The sequence below is a fragment of the Exiguobacterium sp. AB2 genome, assembly GCF_000696055.1.
GTDB lineage: Bacteria > Bacillota > Bacilli > Exiguobacteriales > Exiguobacteriaceae > Exiguobacterium > Exiguobacterium alkaliphilum.
Window position 1 is genome coordinate 15,320 of record NZ_JNAA01000034.1, and the last position, 22,137, is coordinate 37,456.

A 22,137-nucleotide genomic window follows, 5' to 3' on the forward strand; every position below is an offset into this window, starting at 1 on the left:
AAGGAGGAAATACTATGGCTTACACGGCAGGCGAGTTTGACGTCATCGTCATCGGAGCCGGGCACGCAGGCATCGAGGCGGCACTTGCGTCGGCGCGCATGGGCGCGAAAACGGCGATGCTGACGATGAACCCAGACATGGTCGGGTTCATGTATTGCAACCCGTCAATTGGCGGACCGGCGAAAGGGATTGTCGTCCGCGAAATTGATGCGCTCGGCGGCGAGATGGCGAAAGCGATTGACGCGACATACATTCAAATGAAGATGCTCAACACTTCGAAAGGTCCGGCGGTACGCGCGCTACGTGCCCAGGCGGACAAGTTCCAATATCAAAATCATATGAAAAAAGTGCTTGAAGACGAACCGAACCTATTACTTCGTCAAGCGCTCGTCGAACGCTTCCTCATCGAGGACGGGAAAATCGCCGGTGTCGTGACGAACACGGGATCGGAATATCGCGCCAAGGCGGTCATCGTCACGACGGGGACGTTCATGCGCGGTCAAATCATCATCGGCGAACTGTCGTATGAGAGCGGCCCGAACAACCAGATGCCATCGGTCGAACTGTCGAAGCATCTCGAAGAACTCGGGATCGAGCTCGTCCGTTTCAAAACCGGCACACCGCCTCGTATCGACGGGAAGACGATTGACTATTCGAAGACGGAGATTCAGCCGGGTGACGACAATCCGTCGCTGTTCTCGTACACGTCAAAAGACCTCGACCCGATTGAACAGATTCCGTGCTGGCTCACGTACACGAGCGAGCGGACCCATCAATTGATTGACGAGAACTTGCATCGTTCACCGATGTACTCAGGCGCAATCAAAGGGACCGGTCCACGCTATTGTCCATCTATTGAAGACAAGGTCGTCCGGTTCAACGATAAACCACGTCACCAAATCTTCCTCGAGCCGGAAGGGCGTGACACGGAAGAGATTTACGTGCAAGGCTTCTCGACGAGTATGCCAGAAGACGTACAACATCAAATGCTCCGGACGATTCCGGGACTTGAGAACTCCGAGATGATGCGACCGGGCTACGCGATCGAATACGATGCGGTCGTCCCGACTCAGCTTTGGCCGACACTCGAGACGAAGGCGATCGAAGGACTGTTCACGGCCGGACAAATTAATGGGACGAGCGGATATGAGGAAGCGGCCGGACAAGGCGTCATGGCCGGTATTAACGCCGCGTGTAAGGTGCTCGGGAAAGACCCGGTCATCTTGGATCGCTCACAAGCGTATATCGGCGTCTTGATTGACGACCTCGTCACGAAAGGAACGAACGAACCGTACCGTCTCCTGACGTCACGGGCCGAGTATCGGTTGTTGTTGCGTCACGACAACGCTGACCTTCGCTTGAGCGATATCGGTCATGACATCGGCTTGCTTTCAGAAAAGCGTAAAACACAATTGAACGAGAAGCGCGAAGCGATTGCGACAGAAGTGAAGCGATTGGAGTCGCTCGTCGTCAAGCCGACGGAAGAGATGAACGCGATGCTCGAGTCAGTCGGGGCGAACCCGCTGAAAGAAGCGACACATGCGAACATCTTGTTGAAGCGACCGGAAGTGACGTACGCGGCACTCATGACCGTCGTGCCGGCACCGGTCGAATTGCCGGCTGACGTCGCCGAACAAGTCGAGATTCAAGTGAAGTATGAGGGGTATATCTCAAAACAACTTGAACAAGTCGAGAAGATGCGGCGTATGGAAGAAAAACGAATCCCTGAAAACCTCGACTATGACGCGATTGGCGGCTTAGCGACAGAGGCAAAACAAAAGTTGAAACAAGTGCGTCCGCTCTCGATTGGGCAAGCGTCACGTATTTCCGGGGTAAACCCGGCTGACGTGTCGATCTTACTCGTCTACATCGAGCAAGGACAATACGCGACGGTGGAGTGAGACGATGAACGAATCCCAATTTATTGAGGCGTTACAAGCAGAAGGGTTTGAATTGAGTGAGAAACAACTCGCTCAGTTCAAACGCTATTTCGAGATGCTCGTCGAATGGAACGAGAAGATGAACTTGACGGCCATCACCGATCAAGAAGAAGTTTATTTGAAGCATTTTTATGACTCGCTCAGCGCAGCGTTTCATTTTGACTTCACGACCGTCGAGACGGTATGTGACGTCGGAGCCGGCGCCGGATTCCCGAGCTTGCCGCTCAAAATTCTATACCCGCACCTTCATGTGACGATTATCGATTCCTTGAACAAGCGCATTACGTTTTTGAACGAGCTCGCGCTCGCGCTGGAACTTGAAGGCGTCGCGTTCCATCACGGACGGGCCGAGGAATTTGGAAAAAATAAAAAATTTCGTGAGCAATTTGATGTCGTGACGGCCCGTGCCGTCGCCCGAATGACGGTGCTCGCCGAGTACTGTTTACCACTTGCAAAAGTCGGTGGAACGTTCGTAGCGCTCAAAGCGGCGAAAGTTTCCGACGAGCTCGTGGACGCGAAAAACGCCTTGGCGGTACTCGGTGGGAAGGTAAAAGCGACACACCAGTTCCTATTGCCAGGAGAGATGAGTGAGCGTAATATCGTAATTGTAGATAAATTACGAAAAACGCCTGGGAAATATCCGCGTAAAGCGGGTACACCGGCGAAAGAGCCACTAATCTGAGTAATAGTGTTTCACGTGAAACTAAAAGCAGATTCCGGTGGGAGTCTGCTTATTTTTTTACATAAGGGGTGCCGACGTTGAAAAAAACATTTGCCAAGTGGTTTGGAAATCGAGAAGAAGTGGCCGTCACGGAAATGGCGCAAGTCAAGCCGCACGACCAAGTAGAAGAGATCCCGTTGTCGCTTTTGCTTCCGAACCGCTATCAACCGCGTAAAGTGTTCGAGCCGGCTAAAATTGAAGAACTGGCCGTGACGATTCAAGAGCACGGTCTGCTCCAACCGATCGTCGTCAGACGGGTCGAACTCGACCGCTACGAAATCATCGCCGGGGAGCGACGTTTTCGTGCGGCCAAATCGCTCGGTTGGTCATCGATTCCGGCCATCGTGCGCGATATGGATGACGATACGACCGCCGCACTCGCATTGATCGAGAACTTGCAGCGCGAGCAGCTCAGCCCGATTGAGGAAGCGGAGGCGTACGAGCGTCTGTTGGCGATGAACGGGTTGACGCAAGCCGCGCTTGCGAAAAGTCTCGGAAAGAGCCAGTCGACCATCGCGAACAAGTTGCGTCTGTTGAAATTGCCGGAAGACGTCAAACATTGCTTGCGCGACCGTCAAATCAACGAGCGGCATGCCCGTGCCTTGTTGCCGTTAAAAGACGAACGGTTGCAATTAGAAGTGCTCATCGAGATTATCGAGCAAGAGTACAACGTCAAAGAGACGGAGCAACGCGTCGAATTTTTACTCACACCGATTGAGGAAGAGAAGCGCAAGCCGAAAAAACGGCCGCGTCGAACGAAGAGTTTTGCCCGTGACACACGAATCGCCATCAATACGATTCGTGACTCGGTCGAACTGATCGGAAAGACCGGCATCGAAGTGGAAACAGAAGAAGTCGAAGAAGACGGGTTCGTCGAGATTCGAATTCGAATCCCGAAAGCACGGCCACAACAGTGAGCCCGTGCTTTTTTCAATCATCGAAATAAAAAGGAGGAGCAGCATGGAACGGTTACCGATTAAATTCATCCGCCCGAACCCGAACCAACCGAGGAAGCAATTCGAACCGCAACAGCTCGACGAGTTGCGCCAGTCGATTGAGCGGTACGGGGTGTTACAACCGATCGTCGTCCGTAAGGCGAGCGGATTTTATGAGATTATCGCCGGAGAACGACGTTATCAAGCGGCGAAGCTCGCCGGCAAATCAGAAATTCCGGCATTGATTGTGACGGCCGACTCGGACCGGGTCATGGAACTCGCCCTCATCGAAAACATTCAACGCGCCGACTTGAACGCGATTGAAGAGGCGCTCGCCTATGAACAGCTCATGCAGACGCTCGGGCTGACGCAACAGCAACTCGCAGAACGCGTCGGCAAGAGCCGGAGCCACGTGACGAACAGTTTGCGCCTACTCCGTCTGCCGAGCGCCGTTCAACATGCCGTCATGGTCGGAGAATTGACGATGGGGCATGCGCGTGCCATCACCGGGATGAAGTCCGAACAAGCGATGGAACAAATCGCACGCCGGGTCATCGCCGAACAATGGACGGTACGTCGACTTGAACGCTTCTTGCAAAAAGAGCGGACAGCAAAAAAGACGCTCAAACGCTCGAGCGCCGACGTCGAAGCTGTCGAAGCGGTTCTAGCGGAACGTCTTCAGATGGATGTATCGATTCGCCCCCGACGAAAAGGTGGCGTCCTCGAACTGAAATATTTCTCACAGGACGACCTCGAGCATCTGTTGACGCTCCTGTCGCCTCAAGACTTCGATTCGTCACGGGATTGACGGAGCCGGGTGATCGCCGCTTCTTCATGATGGAGCCGATCGATGCGTGCATCGAACTCGGCAAACCCTTCCGTGATGAAACGGGCGAGCTCATAGACGAGATGGAGGCGTGTGTTTTGTAAAATCATCATCTCCATGAAACCACTCACGTTGACGACGGCTTTAATGTTGTATTCACCGACGGCAGGTAACTCTTTTTGGACACCGGCGCCCGGGGCGAGCGGTCCCTCTGAGAAGAAGACGTACCCGACGCTCGACAATCGGCCGAGACAGGCGTCGATGGCGATGATGAGCGGCCGATGAAAGCGGGTCTGAATCTCGTGAAGCGTCTCGACGAGGTTTAACGCATGGACAGGCTTCGTAAGCGTCCCATAGACGTATAAATTACGAACCGACTTTTCTTCGAGAAACGTACCGACCAGAGGACCGAGCGAGTCGCCGGTCGAACGATCTGAGCCGATGCAGACGAGGACGATGGGACGATGTACCTCGCTCGCCAACTGCTCGTGCAGCTGGTCAGCGAATAGCTGTGAACCGCTCCGTTCGGTATGTTCGATGAAGAACGAGTAGGGTTTGTGTGGTTTTAAGCGAAACGGCATGAATCTCATCCTCTCTTCTGAGCTGCAGAACGTCTAGTTGCCTTGTCGGAAAGATACCGTACTATCCCATTCCCAAAACGTTGAAACTTATAACGTCTGGATGTAGCGTTTGAGAAAAGTCGTAAAGTATGTTTTGATGAGTTAGAATATACGATTTTACGAGGTGAAAACATGGCTTCACAAAATACAGACCCAACTGATTTGTCATCAGTGGCGGATCAGACGATTGAGAACGTCAACCGGTTCGTCGCTTACTTTCAAGATACCGAGATGTGGATCGGCTTCGGTTTCAATCTCGCCGGCGTCGCGCTCATCATCTTGGCACTCTATATCGCATCACGCATTTTGACGTCGATGGTACAACGCGTCTTCACGTTACGCAAAATCCATGAAGACAACATCGTCGCCCAGCGCCAAAACGAGACGTTATTGAAACTGGCGCAAAATACGATTCGTTACGTGCTCGGCCTCGTCATGATTTTGACGGTGCTCGGCCAGTTCGGCGTCAACATCGCCGGTTTGATTGCGTCGGCCGGGGTTGCCGGTCTTGCGATCTCGTTCGGCGCGCAGAACTTGGTCAAGGACGTCATCACGGGCGCGTTCATCATCTTTGAAAACCAATATAAGAACGGGGACTACGTCAACTTGAACCAGCAAGTCGATGGAACGGTCATCGAAGTCGGGATTCGGACGACGAAGCTGAAAGGTTTGAACGGCCAAGTGACGATTATCCCGAACGGTCAAATCATGCAAGTGACGAACTATTCGCTTGAGAACAGTGTCGCCGTCGTCGATATCGGTGTCGCCTATGAAGAAGATATGGGTAAAGTCGAGACGGCGCTAAAAGAGATCGCGAAGACGGTCGAAGCGAAATATCACGACTTGTTCATTCAACCGATCACACTCGCCGGCGTCCAATCGCTCGGGCCGTCTGAAGTCGTCTATCGGCTCATGGCCGAGGTGCCGCCGACACAACACTTCGCGGCCAGCCGCATTTTGCATAAAGAATTAAAGGCGGGACTAGACGAGCGTGGCATCGAGATTCCGTACCCACGCACCGTCATGATGTCGCCGACTACCTCGACTAAAGGAGCGCCTGGAGATGCAAGCTAAATCGTATGAGTTAAACGATTATGTGGAAATGAAGAAGCCGCACGCCTGCAAGACGAACCGTTGGCAAGTGACGCGGGTCGGGATGGACATCCGCATCAAATGCCAAGGCTGCGGCGCGAGCGTGCTCATGCCGCGTCGCGATTTTGATAAACGATTAAAGAAAGTGCTTAAAGAAGAAAACGCCGCTGAATAAGGGGCGTTTTTGTATACGTTCATGTGTTGAGTTGCGGTTTAATCGCGGACTAACTATAATTGTGAAGGATGTGACGGTGTGGTGTACTAAATGTACCCACTCCACAGACGGATTAACATTTCCCGGGAAACCCGGATGAGGAGGACATACAAGTGGGATTAACAGCAGGAATCGTCGGATTGCCGAACGTCGGGAAATCGACATTATTTAACGCGATTACGCAAGCAGGTGTTGAGGCGGCTAACTATCCGTTCGCAACAATCGACCCAAACGTCGGTGTCGTGGAAGTGCCGGATTCGCGGCTTGATCGGTTGACGGAACTCGTCCAACCGAAAAAGACGGTACCGACCGCGTTCGAATTCACGGACATCGCCGGAATCGTTAAAGGAGCGTCAAAAGGAGAAGGGCTTGGAAACAAGTTCCTTGCCAACATTCGTGAAGTTGATGCGATTTGCCAAGTCGTTCGTTGTTTTGAAGACGACAACATCACGCACGTCGCCGGTAAAGTGTCGCCAATCGATGACATCACGACCATCAATCTCGAATTGATTTTGGCGGACCTTGAACTCGTCGAGAAACGCATCACGCGCGTTCAAAAGATGGTGAAGTCAAAAGATAAAGGCGCCGCACAAGAACTCGAGGCACTTGAAATCGTACAAGCGGTGCTCGAGTCAGAGCGTCCAGCCCGCGTCGCGGAATTGACAGATGAACAACTCGCCATCGTCAAGCATTTCCAATTGCTCACGATGAAGCCGATGCTTTACGTCGCAAACGTAAGCGAAGACGAAGTGGCAGACTCGGATAACAATCCGTATGTACAAGCAGTTCGCGAGCACGCAGCGACAGAAGGCGCAAAAGTCATTGTCATCTGCGCCCGCATCGAAGAAGAGATTTCTGAGCTCGAGCCAGAAGAGCGTCTTGAATTCTTGCAAGACCTCGGCATCGAGGAGTCGGGTCTCGACCAATTAATTCGTGCTGCCTACTCTACGCTCGGACTCGCGACTTATTTCACGGCGGGTGAAAAAGAAGTGCGCGCGTGGACGTTTAAACAAGGTATGAAAGCACCGCAATGTGCGGGTGTCATCCACTCGGACTTCGAACGCGGATTCATCCGTGCCGAAGTCGTCTCGTTTGAAGATCTTTCAGCCGCGGGCAACATGGCGACGGTGAAAGAGCAAGGGAAACTTCGCTCAGAAGGAAAAGAGTACGTCTTCCAAGATGGCGACGTCGTCACGTTCCGTTTCAACGTCTAAGTCAATTTACGAAAATGTGTTGTAAAACGAAGAGAAGTTTGATAGTATATTATGACGTGAGTAAAACAATTGTTTGCTCCTTGCTCCTACAACCGGTAGGAGCCGTTAGTCCAAGAGGAGGTGAAAGATAATGCGTAAATACGAACTTCTTTACATTATCCGTCCATCAGTTGATGAGGAAGCGAAGAAAGCTTTGATCGAGCGCTTCAACAACGTCATCACTGACAACGGTGGTACTGTTGATAAAACAACAGACATGGGTAAACGTCGTTTCGCTTACGAAATCAACAAGATGCGCGAAGGACACTACGTTCTTCTTAACATCACTGCTGAGCCGAAAGCGATTCAAGAAACAGAGCGTCTCATGAAGATCTCTGATGACGTTGTCCGTCAAATGACAACTAAAGACGAGCGTTGATTCTTGACGCTTCATATTGCGAAAGGGGAGCTTTGAGATGATTAACCGAGTTGTGTTAGTTGGTCGATTGACACGCGATCCAGAAATGCGTTACACGCAGAGCGGCATCGCCGTAACTCGCTTTACTCTCGCTTGCGATCGTCCATTCACTGGACAAGATGGGAAGCGCGAGGCGGACTTCATTGATTGTGTCGTATGGCGCAAACAGGCAGAGAACGTGGCACAATATTTGAAAAAAGGCAGCATGGCCGGCGTAGACGGTCGCCTTCAAATCAGTAGTTACGAAGGTCAAGATGGCCAACGTCGTTACCGGGCAGAAGTCGTAGCCGATAGCGTACGCTTCCTTGAACCACGCGGAGCCTCAGGGCAACGTGATACAGCACCGGCTGGAGATGTCTTCGGTGGTGGTGAGTCAAGTGGGTCAGGATGGGGCGCAGCCGCTTCTTCGACTTCATCTCAGTCCTCGAACTCAAACAAAGGTTTTGACGCCGACCCGTTCTCGGGCGGAGGCAAAATCGACTTATCGGATGACGATCTACCATTTTGATCGAGCCGATTCGAAACTAAACTTATAAAGGAGGTCTTCACATGGCACGTCGTCCAGGAGGTCGTCGTCGTCGTAAAGTATGTTTCTTTACGTCGAACAACATCACTCATATCGATTATAAAGACGTAGAATTGCTCAAACGCTTCGTTTCGGAGCGTGGTAAAATTCTTCCACGTCGTGTGACTGGTACTTCAGCGAAATACCAACGTCCACTTACTGTCGCTATCAAGCGCTCACGTCAAATGGCTTTGCTTCCATACGTTGCAGAGTAATCTTGGCGCACGACTTATCCTTCGGGATAAGTCGTTTTTTGTTTATCGTCGGAGTGTAAGTCGAACGGACGGATATGGTATGATAAAGCAGAAACCATTTCGACATCATGGGTGTTTGACACTCATTTTAGGAGGCATACATGCACAGTGGTGAAGCAATAACATCCGTGAAGAACCAATCAAAGCACGCGCTCCCTTACGTGTTCGGGATCCTTGCTGCGTTCGGATTGGCGTTCTACAACATCGTGGCAGCGGTCACCCTGTTCGTTTTCACGCTGATTTTCTTCATCTATCAGCAAGTGACGATTCGTCGGGAACGCCGAGCATGGGAACAATACGTTCACTCGTTGTCCCACCGGATTGAAGACGTCGGGAAAGAAGCGTTGACCGGGATGCCGATCGGGATTCTCGTCTTCGATGAGGCGCGTCGCATCAGTTGGTTCAACGAGCAGTCCCGTCTCATCTTCGAGCTTGAGATGGAACTTGGTATCCCGCTTGATGCGATTCATTCCGCGTTCACCGAGTTGATTGAAGAAGAAGAGGACGAAGCGACGATCGAAGTCGGAGACCGGGTGTATCGTGTGTTATACAATCAAGAATTTCAGACGCTGTACTTGTTCGACATGACGGAGGAGGCTGAGATTGAACAGAAGTACTCAGAAGCCCAGACTGTCATCGGTGTCTTGTATTTAGACAACTATGATGAGATGTCGACGGGGGTCGACGAGCAGATTCGCAGCGAAATCAATCGCCGCGTGACCGTCCTTCTCAATCAATGGGCGCAAAAGTATCACATCTATATGCGCCGGACGGCAGCTGACCGCTTCTTCCTCGTCATGAACGAACGGACGCTCTCAGAACTCGAGAACAATCGGTTCGCGATTTTAGATGAGGTCCGGGAAGCGACGAAAGAACATAAGATTCCGCTCACGCTCTCGATTGGGATTGGTTGCGGGGAGACGTCATTGACTGAACTCGGTAACTTATCACAATCGAGCCTCGATTTGGCACTCGGCCGTGGCGGCGACCAAGTCGTCGTCAAACGGCATAACGGGAAAGTCCGCTTCTTCGGCGGCAAGACGAACCCGACCGAGAAACGGACGCGCGTCCGAGCCCGTGTCATCTCGAACTCGATGCGAGACTTGATTAAAGAATCGAGCCGTGTGCTCATTATGGGCCATAAAAACCCGGATATGGACTCACTTGGCGCCTCGATCGGAATCATGAAGCTCGCTGAGTTCGTCGGACGTGAGGCGTATGTTGTCATTCCGGCCGGCGAGACGAGTGTCGGGATCCAGCGTCTCGTTCATGAGGTCGAGAACGATGAGGAGCTGTATAGCCGCTTCTTGACCGAGTTCGAGGCCCAACCGCTCATCGATGAGCAGACGTTACTCGTCATCGTCGATACGCACCGGCCTTCGCTCGTCATTTCACGCGAGATTCTTGACCGGGCCGAGCGTGTCGTCGTCATCGACCATCATCGCCGGGGCGAAGAGTTCATCGAAGACCCGGTGCTCGTCTATATGGAGCCGTACGCATCGTCGACGTGCGAGCTCGTGACGGAACTGATCGAGTATCAGGCCGGCACGCGCAAACTGTCGATTTTAGAGGCGACGTCCCTCCTTGCGGGCATCATGGTCGACACGAAAGGGTTCACGCTCCGGACGGGATCGCGGACGTTTGACGCCGCGTCGTTCCTGCGGATTCAAGGGGCGGATACGGTGCTCGTTCAACATTTCATGCGGCAAGACCTCGATTCGTATATCGAACAGTCGCACATCCTCGAGAGCACGGAGATTTACTCAGATGGGATGGCGATTGCCGTCGCGCCGGACGATGAACCGCACCATCAAGTGCTCATCGCCCAATCGGCCGACCAACTGCTCAATATGGAAGGCGTCAAAGCGTCGTTCGTCATCGCCGTCTTGCCGGACGGACGGACCGGCATCAGTGCCCGTTCGCTCGGAGACGTCAACGTCCAAGTCGTCATGGAGATGCTTGAAGGCGGCGGTCATTTGACGAATGCGGCGACGCAGCTCGACGTCAATCGCGACCAAGCGAAGAAACTGTTGAAAGAAGCGATTGATCATTATTTGACAGATGAAACCGAAGGAGAGGAAACGGAATGAAAGTCATTTTAAAAGTAGATGTTAAAGGGCAAGGGAAAGCGGGCGACGTGAAAGACGTCGCCGACGCATACGCGAAGAATGTCCTCTTCAAAAAGAACTTGGCCGTCGAAGCGACGCCGGGCAACTTGAAGGCGTTCGCGGCGAAAGAGCGCCGGGCCGAGCAAGCGGCTGAAGAAGAGTTGAAAGCAGCCCAAGCACTCAAAGCCAAAATCGAGAAAGAGACGATCGTCGTCAAGACGAAGTCAGGTGAAGGCGGTCGCGTCTTCGGTTCGGTCACGAGCAAACAAATCGCCGAGGCGTTGAAAGGGATGGGCTACAAGCTCGACAAGCGTAAAATCGAGCTCGAGCACCCGATTAAAGCGCTCGGTTTCACAAAAGTGCCAGTGAAGTTGCATCAGGACGTCACGGCCACGTTGAACGTCCATGTCCAAGAAGCGTGAAGGTGAGGGAATGACGGATGAGTGATGCGATTCAAGTGAATACCCCGCCGCATAGCGTAGAGGCGGAGCAAGCCGTCCTCGGAGCCGTCATCCTTGACTCGGACCGTCTGATCACTGCCTCGGAACGGGTCGACCCGGACGATTTTTATCGGGTCAGCCATCAACGCATCTTTGAGGCGATGCTGAAAATCAATGACCGCGGTGAACTCGTCGATTTGGTCACACTCAGTTCCGAGCTTCAAGCGCAAGGTATTCTCGATGAGATCGGGGGCTTGAACTATTTGGCCGAAATCGCCGAAGCGGTTCCGGCCATCGGCAACATCGGCTACTACTTGAACGTCGTCGACCAAAAGGCGGCGCTCCGCCGGCTCATTCGTACGGCGACGAACATCGTCTCGGACGGGTATGAGCGCCAAGACGAAGTCGATGCGGTCTTATCCGACGCGGAGCGGAACATCTTAAAAGTGTCGCAACGAAAAGGACAGTCGAGTTTCCACCCGATCGGGTCGGTCTTATCGGACGCCTACTCGACGATTGAAAAGTTACACCAGTCGAGCGGCGAGATCACAGGGATTGCGACCGGGTTCACCGATTTGGATAAGATGACGGCCGGTTTCCAACGAAACGATTTGATTATCGTTGCGGCTCGTCCTTCGGTCGGGAAGACGGCGTTCGCGCTCAACATCTCGCAAAACGTCGCGGTCCGTACCGGCGAGAACGTCGCCATCTTCAGTTTGGAGATGGGCGCCGAGCAACTCGTTATGCGGATGCTCTGTGCGGAAGGCAATATCGATGCCCAGCGTCTCCGGACCGGACGGCTCGAGGCCGAGGACTGGGGACGGCTCTCGCTCGCGATGTCATCGTTGTCTCAAGCAGGGATTTATATCGATGATACGCCGGGCCTCCGGGTCAACGAGATTCGTGCGAAATGCCGCCGCTTGAAGCAAGAACATGGCCTTGGCATGATCATGATTGACTACTTGCAGCTCATCGTCGGGAACGGGAAACCGGGCGAGAACCGGCAACAAGAAGTCTCGGAGATCTCACGTACGCTCAAAGCGATCGCGCGTGAGCTTCAAGTTCCGGTCATCGCCTTGTCCCAGCTCTCGCGTGGTGTAGAGAGCCGGCAAGACAAGCGGCCGATGATGTCGGATATCCGGGAATCTGGAGCCATCGAGCAAGATGCCGATATCGTCGCCTTCTTGTATCGTGACGATTACTACGACAAAGAGAGTGAAGATGCGAACACGATCGAGATTATCATCGCCAAACAGCGTAACGGTCCGACCGGTACGGTCAAACTCTCGTTCCGAAAAGAATTCAACAAGTTCGTCAACATGGAGACGCAAGCCTTTGCGCCGCCGATGTAGCGACGAATCAAGCGACGTCGACGAGGCGTCGCTTTTTTTGTCCGACTTTATACCCAAACGTCTTCGGAAAATCAAGAATTCGAGAAGTGAGCGAAGAAAGTTAAGTCAATAACGAACGAAAGATTACAGTATAAAAATATCGTTCGGTATTAGGTTGACTTTCTGAAGTGTCAGGTGTACACTTACGGATGGTTTGAACAGAACGTTTATTTACAAGGAGGATTCATTATGTCATCAGTAGTCGTAGTGGGAACGCAGTGGGGCGATGAAGGAAAAGGGAAGATTACCGATTTCTTGTCGAAACAAGCCGACGTCGTCGCGCGTTATCAAGGGGGAGACAACGCTGGTCATACAATCGTCTTCAATGATACGAAATACAAACTTCATTTGATTCCATCGGGGATCTTTTACTCGGATAAGACGTGTGTCATCGGGAACGGGATGGTCGTCAACCCGAAATCGCTCGTCAAAGAGCTCGCCTACTTGCATGAGAGAGGTGTGAGCACGGACAACCTCCGTATCTCGAACCGGGCGCACGTCATCTTGCCGTATCACCAGCTTCAAGACAAGCTTGAAGAAGATGCGAAAGGCGACGCGAAAGTCGGGACGACGTTAAAAGGGATTGGTCCTTGTTACATGGACAAAGCGGCGCGCATCGGGATTCGCATCGCCGACCTGCTCGATAAAGAAGTGTTCGCCGAGAAGCTCAAGACCGTTCTTGAGATCAAGAACCGCATGTTCGTGAAGATGTACGAAGTCGACGCGGTCGCGTTCGATGACGTGTTCGAAGAGTATTATGCGTATGGCCAACAGTTCGCCAAGTACGTCTGTGATACGTCGGTCGTCTTGAACGACGCGCTCGACGAAGACGAGAAAGTGCTCTTCGAAGGCGCGCAAGGCGTCCTTCTCGACATCGACCACGGCACGTACCCGTTCGTCACCTCATCGAACGCGGCGTCTGGCGGCGTGTCGAGCGGTGCCGGAATCGGCCCGTCGAAGATTCATCACGTCGTCGGTGTATGTAAAGCATACACGTCGCGCGTCGGTGACGGCCCGTTCCCGACCGAGCTCGACGATGAGATTGGCCACACGATCCGGGAAGTCGGAAAAGAGTACGGCACGACGACGGGACGTCCGCGCCGTGTCGGTTGGTTCGACTCGGTCGTCGTTCGCCACTCGCGCCGCGTCAGCGGGATCACGGACCTTTGCCTCAACTCGATTGACGTGTTGACGGGGCTTGAGACGTTGAAAATTTGTACGGCATACGAGTATGAAGGCAAACTCCTCGATGAGTACCCGCCAAACTTCCGTGTCCTCGAGAAGTGTGTCCCAGTCTATGAAGAGCTCCCGGGCTGGACAGAAGATATTACAGGCGTCCGCGCGTTCGAGGACTTACCGGTGAACGCACAGAACTACGTCAAGCGCATCGAAGCGTTGACGGGCATCGAGTTGTTGACGTTCTCGGTCGGACCGGCACGTGAGCAGACGGTCATTTTGCGTGACATTTACGAAGCATAAGACAGAGAGCCCGCGCGGCTCTCTTTTTCATTTCCACGGAAATGACCCATGCTTTCTAACCTATAGAAAAAGAGTTACAATGTAGACATGTACGTTTAATGATAGAGGAGGACTCACTGAATGGATCGTACGATTTTAGTGGTAGATGACGAACAACCAATCGCTGATATATTGAAATTCAAACTTGAAAAAGAAGGGTACCAAGTCCACGTCGCATACGACGGGGAAGAGGCGCTCGTGAAAGTCGAAGAGGTCAAGCCAGACTTGATTTTACTCGACATCATGCTTCCGCTCAAAGACGGGATGGAAGTCTGCCGGGAAGTCCGGAAGAAATACGACATGCCGATCATCATGTTGACGGCGAAAGATTCAGAAATCGACAAAGTACTCGGTCTCGAACTCGGTGCTGACGATTACGTCACGAAACCGTTCAGCTCACGCGAGCTGTTGGCACGCGTCAAGGCGAACATGCGCCGTCATGCGACGGCACCGGCGCCGGAGACGAAAGGTGCCAATGAAAATGATATCGTCATCGGAGATTTGACGATTCACCCCGATTCGTACATGGTGACGAAGCGGGAAGAGAAGATTGAACTGACACATCGTGAGTTCGAGCTCATCCATTACCTCGCCCAAAACATCGGGCAAGTGATGACGCGTGAGCATTTGCTCCAGACTGTATGGGGTTACGATTACTTCGGTGACGTCCGGACGGTCGACGTGACGGTGCGCCGTCTTCGTGAGAAAGTCGAAGACAACCCGTCGACGCCGACGTATATCATCACGCGTCGTGGGGTCGGCTACTATTTAAAAGCAGGAGAAGAAGACTAAACGATGAAACGGACGAACTTCTTTAAATCTATCCAGTGGAAGCTCGTCGTCATCTATGCGCTGCTCATCCTTGTTGCGATGCAAGTCATCGGGGTGTACTTCGTACGTTCCCTTGAACGGCAATACATCAACAACTTCTCGCAATCGCTCGTCGATCGGGCCAACCTTCTGAGCTATAACGTCAGCCAAGGGGTGGCATCGAACGGCGGCGACTCGACCTCCGATCAGCAGTTGAACCAGGTACTGGATCAACTGCTGTCTGAATTTACGGAGAGCACGACGCTAGCTGACGACATTCGCGAAGTCCAAATCATCGACACGAACAGTGTCGTCCGGGCGACGTCGAACCCGAACAATCAAAGTCTCGTCGGGCAACGGACGGCGAGCACGTTTATCCAAAAATCGTTCGCGACGAGCGGCGCCCAAGAGACGGTCGTTTACGAGGACTCGAACGAACGGATGCGCGTCGTCGCCGTTCCGGTCAAATCGGAAGTCGACGGCACGACGACCGGCATGATTTACATCGAGGCATCGATGCAGTCCATCTATAACCAGATGGAGCAGGTGACCCGAATCCTTGCGACCGGGACGCTCATCGCCCTCATCATCACCTCGATTCTTGGCATCTTGCTGTCACGGACGATTACGCGGCCGATTGCGGATATGCGTCGTCAAGCCGTCGAGATGCGAAAAGGGAACTTCTCCCGAAAGGTTAAAGTGTACTCTGACGACGAGGTCGGACAGCTCGCTTACGCGTTCAACGAATTGACCGATGAATTGATGGAAGCGAACGCCACGACCGAGGCCGAACGCCGTCGTTTGACGAGCGTACTCGAGAACATGTCGGACGGGGTCGTCGCGACCGATCGTTCGCTCCGTGTCATTCTCATGAACGACCAGGCCCGCGACATGATCGGTGTCGACGAAGAGGAGGCGATGGGGGCGAACCTTCAGAGCTTGCTCGAGTTTGACGACGAGATCGTCATCCCGGAAGATGGGACGATGCCGCCGAAACTGATCGACCTCAGTACGGACGATGAGCTGTTCCTTGTACGCGCCTACTTCTCGCCGATTCAAAAGCATAGCGGTCCCATCACCGGTCTCATCGTCGTCTTGCACGACGTGACCGAACAGGAGCAAGTCGAGCAGGACCGTCGTGAGTTCGTCGCGAACGTGAGCCATGAGCTTCGGACGCCATTGACGACGATGCGCAGCTATCTCGAAGTACTCGCCGAAGGCGCGTATAAAGACGATGAGCTCGCACCACGGTTCCTCGAGACGACGCAAAACGAGACGGAGCGAATGATTCGCCTCGTCAACGACTTGTTGCAGCTCTCGAAAATGGACAGTAAAGAGTATAAGATGCAAAAAGTGAAGTTCGACTTCATCCAGTTCTTCAACGACATCATCGACCGTCACGAGATGACGAAAGGGGAGACGATTGAGTTTCGTCGGAAGCTCATGAAGCGCCGTGTGTACGTGCACGCCGATCAAGACAAGATGACGCAAGTGATTGACAACATCATCACGAACGCGATCAAGTTCTCTCCAGAAGGCGGGACGATCACGTTCCGTACGATGCTTCGGGCGAAACGGCTCGTCGTCGGGATTAAAGACGAAGGCGTCGGCATCCCAAAATCGAACTTGAAGAAAATCTTTGAGCGGTTCTACCGTGTCGATAAGGCACGGGCCCGTAACATCGGGGGGACCGGGCTCGGTCTGTCGATCGCCAAAGAAGTCGTCTCGGCGCACGGTGGGGACATTTGGGCGGAAAGTGAGTTCGGCCGCGGGACGACGATTTACTTCACCATCCCGTTCGACACGATTGTGGAGGTGAATGACTGATGGAACGCAAACGTTTTTGGGGAAAGCCAGAACTAGTGAAATCGCTCGTCTTGCTCACCTTGATCGTCACGTCCATCGTCCAAACGATCATCCTGTGGGATTATCATCCGAAATACCAGTCGGTCCAGTCGGAGACGCAAGTCGCGACGGTCGACACGTCGCTCCAACGTCGGGCGAGTCAAGTGATTATCCCAGCGCAAACGGTCGTCCATGAGAATAACGCCGTCTTTGCGACGAAGAATACGCCGAAACAGATCGCCCGGGTCATCCGCGACACGTTCGAAGCGAACGAGTTCAAGCCGCTCGCCGCGAAAAACGTGCCAAGTTTGTACACGGATATTAACGAGGCGCTCGAACTCGTGTTGCCGGAACCGTATTACGCGGATACGCTCAGCTATATCGTGCCGGGCTCGTACAGCCTGTCCGGAAAAGTGCCGCAGCGCGTCCTTTTGTTCGTAGACAGTGACGTGTGGAAGATTCGGGCGATCATGAGCGACCAGTCGATTTGGGAAGGGCGTTTGACCAAAGTCGGCAACAGCGACGTCAACAGCTTGTTTTTGAAAGACTCGAGCCGCGCGATGCAACGCGTCACGTATACGGATGACCGGGTGAACTATATCCCGGTCGTCGGGCCTGAGATGAACGAACTGTTTGCGTATGACGTCTCACAAATTCAAATCGCGGCCCGCCTCGATTGGATGCGGGACACGTTCTTCCCGGGAGATCCGAACGTACAAGAAGTTGACCCGGCCAGTTCAGTCGGGGCCCTCACGAACGGGATTAGCGTCGCCGAGTACGACGCGAAACTGAACGCGAGCCGCTACCGGAACTTGTCGCGTAACAGCACCGAGCGTGAATCCGCTATCGGGCTCGACACAATCGTCGAATTCGTCAACTTCCATGGGGGTTGGGTCGACGAGACGTCTGAAGGTCAAGGGTTGTCCCTTCGGTTCGATGCGATTACACCGGCGAATAAAGGCTTCGAGACGACCGTCTTCCGGTTTCACGTGAACGGGTACCCTGTGTTTAGTCAACGGGAAGCGTTCATCAATAACGACGCGGTCGACTTATCGACGCTTCGCGTCGAGAATGACGGGGCACAAGTCCGTTCCATCACCCGGCATCACCTTGAAATCGATCGGATGATCTCGGTCGGAACGACGAAACTCGCGGACGGCCAAGACGTGATTGACATGCTCGTCAACACGGGACGGTTCGAGAACGTCACGGAGATTCGCCTCGGGTATGAGATTGAATACAATGAGGATACGAGCCGTTACGTCACGTTCTCGCCGAACTGGTTCGTCCGTGAGGCGGGTCGTTGGATTCCTTATGATAAACCGGGAGACTGGACAGAAAGGATGATGTACCGTGGATTGGAGTAAAGCGAAAACGATTCTCCTCTTCGCCTTCCTCGCGCTGAACATCTACCTGTTGTTCCAGCTCTTGACGGAAACGTGGGCGACAGAGGTCGTGACGAACGACAATACGTCCATCGCGCAAATCTTGGACCAACGCAACGTCGATGCGTCGAAGTTGCCACGGATGGGTCGGGACATCGGCTATTTGACGGGATCGTCGGAACAGATGTCGGCCTCGATGATCACGCAGAATCGGGAAGCCCAGCTCGCGACGACACTCGACAACATGCAACTCGAAGTCGAGCTCAAACAGCCCGTCCCGCTCGATCAAAACGATTTGCGGACGACCGCGGCGACGTTCGTCGCCGAGTACGTCCCGTTCGGTTCCGAATATGCGTACTGGCGATATGACGCCGAGACGCGTCAAGTCGCTTTCGTGCAGACGTATGAGAACAACAAGATTTTCTCAAACCCTGAAATCGAGGCCGATACAGAGAAATATATCGGTCCGTCGCTGTTATTGCTCCAATTGAACGAAGCATACGAAGTGACCGACTACAAACAACGTCATTTGACGAACTTGTCGTCGAAGTCGCAAGACGATCTCGTCTTGACGGCGAGCGAGGCCATCTCGCAACTCGCGGCCAGGAAGTATTTCCAGCCGAACCAAGAGATGCGGGCCATCAATACAGGCTTTTACAGCCTCCCGCTCGACAGCTCGGGCAGTTTGATTATCATGCCACCGCTCTGGTCGATTGCGATTGACGAGAACGTCTACTTCGTCAACGCGATTGACGGGACGGTCGAGCGAGTCGAGTTTTTAACGGAAGAATGAAAGAAAGGAGTGATGGCGTGACTTTACGCTATAGTGTACTTGCGAGCGGTTCGACCGGTAACGCGCTCTACATTGAGACGGAACGGGCGAAGCTGCTCGTCGATGCCGGATTGACCGGGAAGGCGATGCAAGAGCGCATCCATCAGATTGGTCGGTCGTTCGAAGGCATCGACGCACTGCTCGTCACCCATGAGCACTCCGACCATATAAAAGGGGTCGGTATTTTGGCCCGTAAGTTCAACTTGCCGATTTACGCGAACGCGAAGACGTGGGACGCGATGGAAGCGAACATCGGGAAGATTGACCCGGCGCTCAAGTTTCATTTCGAGGTCGGGGACATCAAACAGTTCGGAGACATCGAGATCGAGTCGTTCAACGTCAGCCATGACGCGGCCGATCCGATGTTCTATCAGTTCGCCCACGACGGCAAGCGGCTCGCCCACATCACGGACACCGGCTACGTGTCGGACCGGATGAAAGGTGTCATCCGCGGTGCGGACGACTTCATCTTCGAGTCGAACCATGACGTGTCGATGCTACAGATGGGACGTTATCCGTGGAGCGTCAAACGGCGAATCCTCGGTGATTACGGCCACGTCTCGAACGAGGACGCGGCCATCGCCATGAGCGAGGTCATCGGCGAGCGGACGAAACGCATCTACTTGGCTCACCTCAGTAAAGACAACAACATGAAAGAACTCGCCCAGATGAGCGTCTCTCAGACGCTCGGCATGCGCGATGTCGACCTCGGTCGCATCAAATTGTGCGATACCGACCCAACCGTTCCGACTTCCCTCGTTTCTTTATAAGCGAAGTTGGGAAAAGACAGATAACACACTGTCTTAAAGGGGGGACGCGTCGTGAATGAAGAGAGACACCATGAGTATGAACCTCAAGACGTCGAACCTTTACCGCACGAAGCAGACACGATGAACAATCAATCGACTTACCCATCTCGCAGCGACTGGCGTCCGAAAAGTGAGGAACGCGTGCGCCACAAGCCGCGAACGAATATAAAACCGTTGTTACTCGGAGGGGTTGGCGGATTCTTAGGAGCGGCTTTGTTCTTTTTGGCGATGATGCTCTGGGATTCGCCGACCTCTCGTTTTATGACGAACGAGTTGATTCGGACCGAACAGGCCGTCACGTTCACCGAGTCGGATATCACGACGGCCGTGACCGGGGCGAAGACGTCCGTCGTCAGCATCACGAACATCCAGCGCGCCTTTACATCGAACTCGCAGTGGGAGGCGGGCGCAGGCTCCGGCGTCATCTATAAAGTCGAGGACGACACGGCCTATATCGTCACGAACTTCCACGTCATCGAACAGGCCGATGAGATTAGCATCGCCTTCTCGGACGGACAAGTCGCCACGGCGACCGTCCTCGGCGAAGATCCGCTGAACGACTTGGCCGTCGCGGCCGTGGAGTTACCGGACAACATCGAGGCGACACCGATCGTCCTCGGCGATTCGACGACGCTTCAAGCCGGCGAGACGGTCATGGCGATCGGCAATCCGCTCGGTGTCTTTTCAAACTCGGTCACCCGTGGTATCGTCAGTGGTGTCGAACGCACCGTGCCGGTCGACACGAATAGTGACGGGCTCATGGATTACAACGCCGAGGTCATCCAGACCGATGCGGCAATCAACCCGGGCAACTCCGGCGGGGCGCTCATCAACATCCGAGGCGAACTCGTCGGCATCAACTCGATGAAGATCGCGGAGGCGAGCGTCGAAGGGGTCGGGTTCTCGATTCCCGTCAACGTGGCGCTCCCCGTCATCGATATGCTAGAACGGGACGGGCGCGTGACGCGGGCCCAGCTCGGCGTCACGATTCAAGAGGTCATCGCGGTCCCGGGCAACGTCCGGGAAGAGTATGGCATCAGTTTTGACAATGAGGACGGGGTCTTCGTCGAAGAGATCACACCCGGCAGTCCGGCCGAACAGGCGGGGCTTCAAGTCGGGGACGTCATCGTGAAGATTGGCGACCGGGAGATTAAACGGTACGTCGACTTACGGGACGCGCTCTACCGCGACGCGACGGTCGGGGATACGGTCACGATCGAATATACGCGGCGCGGTGAGCGGAACGAGACCGAGGCAACGCTAACAGAAGCGAGATAAAGAAGCGGCGACGCTTCTTTTTTAAGGAGGAAAACCTGTGGAAAAAAAAGTATGCAAGGAACATGTTGAAATCGCTTTAGACATCATCGTCGATGAGACGGGGGAATACCCGGTGCTCGAAGAGCTATCCACAAGTGGACAAGTGACGTGTGCGTTCTGTGATGCCGATGCAACATATGTTGTGTCAAGCAAAAAATGATTATCAACATGTGGATTTGTGGATAACTCTGTGGATAACCCTATGGATAACTCCGAAAAAACTGTGGAAAAAGGAAGAATTGGATGAATATTTCAATTATCACGGTCGGCAAACTAAAAGAGAAGTATTTGAAACTAGGAATTGCCGAGTATACGAAACGGCTGTCTGCCTATGCAAAAGTGCAGGAAATCGAGGTCGCAGACGAGAAAGCGCCTGAGCATTTAAGTGACGCGGATATGATACTAGTAAAACAAAAAGAAGGCGAGCGAATTTTGGCCAAAATCAGTCCGGATACGCACGTCATCGCACTCGCCATCAACGCCAAACAACGGACGAGTGAAGAGTTCGCCCGTGAGCTCGATCAACTCGCTACGTATGGGAAAAGTAAAATCGCCTTCGTGATCGGTGGCTCGCTCGGCTTATCCGAGGACGTTATGAAACGCGCGAACGATACGATCTCATTCTCGAAGATGACGTTCCCGCACCAAGTGATGAAACTCGTGTTGTGCGAGCAGATTTATCGGGCGTACCGAATCAATCGGAATGAACCGTATCATAAATAAGATTTGTAGGCCGCAATCTACTTAAGTCGAGTTATAAAGGTTTTCGTTAGAGGTATAGTTACCTGCACAGAGTCGAATGACGGATGTGGAGGGACTGACTATGCGCAATTCAGGTTTAGGA

23 protein-coding genes are annotated in these 22,137 nt (G+C 53.4%); 22 read left to right on the top strand and 1 reads right to left on the bottom strand.

Annotated elements, in window-relative coordinates:
- Positions 1-14: 14 nt before the first annotated feature.
- The 4 genes from mnmG (at position 15) to DI14_RS05290 (ending at position 4,404) form a co-directional block, all read left to right on the top strand.
- Positions 15-1,901: a tRNA uridine-5-carboxymethylaminomethyl(34) synthesis enzyme MnmG gene (gene mnmG, locus DI14_RS05275; RefSeq protein WP_034806203.1), complete on the top strand. Its 1,887-nt coding sequence runs from the start codon at positions 15-17 to the stop codon at positions 1,899-1,901.
- A 4-nt stretch (positions 1,902-1,905) separates the two neighbouring features.
- On the top strand, positions 1,906-2,622 hold the full coding sequence (gene rsmG, locus DI14_RS05280) for a 16S rRNA (guanine(527)-N(7))-methyltransferase RsmG (RefSeq protein ID WP_034806205.1): 717 nt from the start codon (positions 1,906-1,908) through the stop codon (positions 2,620-2,622).
- 77 nt (positions 2,623-2,699) lie between these two features.
- Positions 2,700-3,578 (top strand): nucleoid occlusion protein, encoded by an 879-nt coding sequence (gene noc / locus DI14_RS05285; protein ID WP_034806208.1) that lies wholly within the window; start codon positions 2,700-2,702, stop codon positions 3,576-3,578.
- A 43-nt stretch (positions 3,579-3,621) separates the two neighbouring features.
- Positions 3,622-4,404 (top strand): ParB/RepB/Spo0J family partition protein, encoded by a 783-nt coding sequence (locus tag DI14_RS05290; RefSeq protein ID WP_051622583.1) that lies wholly within the window; start codon positions 3,622-3,624, stop codon positions 4,402-4,404.
- Here the strand turns inward: DI14_RS05290 and yyaC are convergent.
- Positions 4,377-5,003: a spore protease YyaC gene (yyaC, locus tag DI14_RS05295; RefSeq protein ID WP_034806213.1), complete on the bottom strand. Its 627-nt coding sequence runs from the start codon at positions 5,001-5,003 to the stop codon at positions 4,377-4,379. The genes DI14_RS05290 and yyaC overlap by 28 nt on opposite strands.
- 171 nt (positions 5,004-5,174) lie before the next feature.
- Here yyaC and DI14_RS05300 point away from each other — a divergent pair, with 171 nt between their 5' ends.
- From DI14_RS05300 to rlmH, 18 genes are all read left to right on the top strand, one after another.
- The gene (locus DI14_RS05300; RefSeq protein WP_051622585.1) at positions 5,175-6,116 is read left to right on the top strand and encodes a mechanosensitive ion channel family protein; all 942 of its coding nucleotides are present in this window, start codon (positions 5,175-5,177) and stop codon (positions 6,114-6,116) included.
- Positions 6,106-6,309 carry a DUF951 domain-containing protein gene (locus DI14_RS05305; protein WP_024371080.1) on the top strand — a complete coding sequence of 68 codons (204 nt, stop codon included), beginning with the start codon at positions 6,106-6,108 and terminating at the stop codon, positions 6,307-6,309. Before DI14_RS05300 ends, DI14_RS05305 begins: the two co-directional genes overlap by 11 nt.
- A 152-nt stretch (positions 6,310-6,461) precedes the next feature.
- Positions 6,462-7,562 carry a redox-regulated ATPase YchF gene (gene ychF / locus DI14_RS05310; RefSeq protein ID WP_034806215.1) on the top strand — a complete coding sequence of 367 codons (1,101 nt, stop codon included), beginning with the start codon at positions 6,462-6,464 and terminating at the stop codon, positions 7,560-7,562.
- Positions 7,563-7,692: 130 nt separating this feature from the next.
- Positions 7,693-7,980: a 30S ribosomal protein S6 gene (rpsF, locus tag DI14_RS05315; protein ID WP_034806218.1), complete on the top strand. Its 288-nt coding sequence runs from the start codon at positions 7,693-7,695 to the stop codon at positions 7,978-7,980.
- 37 nt (positions 7,981-8,017) lie between these two features.
- Complete coding sequence (ssb, locus tag DI14_RS05320) at positions 8,018-8,527, top strand: single-stranded DNA-binding protein (protein ID WP_034806221.1); 510 nt, start codon at positions 8,018-8,020, stop codon at positions 8,525-8,527.
- Between the two features lie 41 nt (positions 8,528-8,568).
- Positions 8,569-8,799 (top strand): 30S ribosomal protein S18, encoded by a 231-nt coding sequence (gene rpsR / locus DI14_RS05325; RefSeq protein WP_015880232.1) that lies wholly within the window; start codon positions 8,569-8,571, stop codon positions 8,797-8,799.
- A gap of 140 nt (positions 8,800-8,939) precedes the next feature.
- Entirely contained in the window at positions 8,940-10,928 is a 1,989-nt protein-coding gene (locus DI14_RS05330; protein WP_034806224.1) for a DHH family phosphoesterase, read from the top strand.
- Positions 10,925-11,368 carry a 50S ribosomal protein L9 gene (gene rplI / locus DI14_RS05335; RefSeq protein ID WP_034806227.1) on the top strand — a complete coding sequence of 148 codons (444 nt, stop codon included), beginning with the start codon at positions 10,925-10,927 and terminating at the stop codon, positions 11,366-11,368. The genes DI14_RS05330 and rplI overlap by 4 nt, the downstream gene beginning before the upstream one ends.
- 17 nt (positions 11,369-11,385) lie before the next feature.
- Positions 11,386-12,738: a replicative DNA helicase gene (gene dnaB / locus DI14_RS05340; protein WP_034806231.1), complete on the top strand. Its 1,353-nt coding sequence runs from the start codon at positions 11,386-11,388 to the stop codon at positions 12,736-12,738.
- Between the two features lie 228 nt (positions 12,739-12,966).
- Positions 12,967-14,256: an adenylosuccinate synthase gene (locus DI14_RS05345; protein ID WP_034806235.1), complete on the top strand. Its 1,290-nt coding sequence runs from the start codon at positions 12,967-12,969 to the stop codon at positions 14,254-14,256.
- A gap of 120 nt (positions 14,257-14,376) precedes the next feature.
- Positions 14,377-15,087: a response regulator YycF gene (gene yycF / locus DI14_RS05350; protein WP_034806238.1), complete on the top strand. Its 711-nt coding sequence runs from the start codon at positions 14,377-14,379 to the stop codon at positions 15,085-15,087.
- Positions 15,088-15,090: 3 nt separating this feature from the next.
- On the top strand, positions 15,091-16,932 hold the full coding sequence (walK, locus tag DI14_RS05355) for a cell wall metabolism sensor histidine kinase WalK (protein ID WP_034806241.1): 1,842 nt from the start codon (positions 15,091-15,093) through the stop codon (positions 16,930-16,932).
- Positions 16,932-18,317 (top strand): two-component system activity regulator YycH, encoded by a 1,386-nt coding sequence (gene yycH, locus DI14_RS05360; RefSeq protein ID WP_034806244.1) that lies wholly within the window; start codon positions 16,932-16,934, stop codon positions 18,315-18,317. Before walK ends, yycH begins: the two co-directional genes overlap by 1 nt.
- Entirely contained in the window at positions 18,304-19,128 is an 825-nt protein-coding gene (locus DI14_RS05365; RefSeq protein WP_034806247.1) for a two-component system regulatory protein YycI, read from the top strand. Before yycH ends, DI14_RS05365 begins: the two co-directional genes overlap by 14 nt.
- A 17-nt stretch (positions 19,129-19,145) precedes the next feature.
- Positions 19,146-19,937 (top strand): MBL fold metallo-hydrolase, encoded by a 792-nt coding sequence (locus DI14_RS05370; protein ID WP_034806250.1) that lies wholly within the window; start codon positions 19,146-19,148, stop codon positions 19,935-19,937.
- Between the two features lie 51 nt (positions 19,938-19,988).
- Entirely contained in the window at positions 19,989-21,254 is a 1,266-nt protein-coding gene (locus tag DI14_RS05375) for a S1C family serine protease (RefSeq protein ID WP_034806252.1), read from the top strand.
- A 37-nt stretch (positions 21,255-21,291) separates the two neighbouring features.
- Positions 21,292-21,453: a CxxH/CxxC protein gene (locus tag DI14_RS15170; RefSeq protein ID WP_081825821.1), complete on the top strand. Its 162-nt coding sequence runs from the start codon at positions 21,292-21,294 to the stop codon at positions 21,451-21,453.
- Positions 21,454-21,536: 83 nt separating this feature from the next.
- The gene (gene rlmH / locus DI14_RS05380; protein WP_034806255.1) at positions 21,537-22,016 is read left to right on the top strand and encodes a 23S rRNA (pseudouridine(1915)-N(3))-methyltransferase RlmH; all 480 of its coding nucleotides are present in this window, start codon (positions 21,537-21,539) and stop codon (positions 22,014-22,016) included.
- The last annotated feature ends 121 nt before the right edge of the window (positions 22,017-22,137 follow it).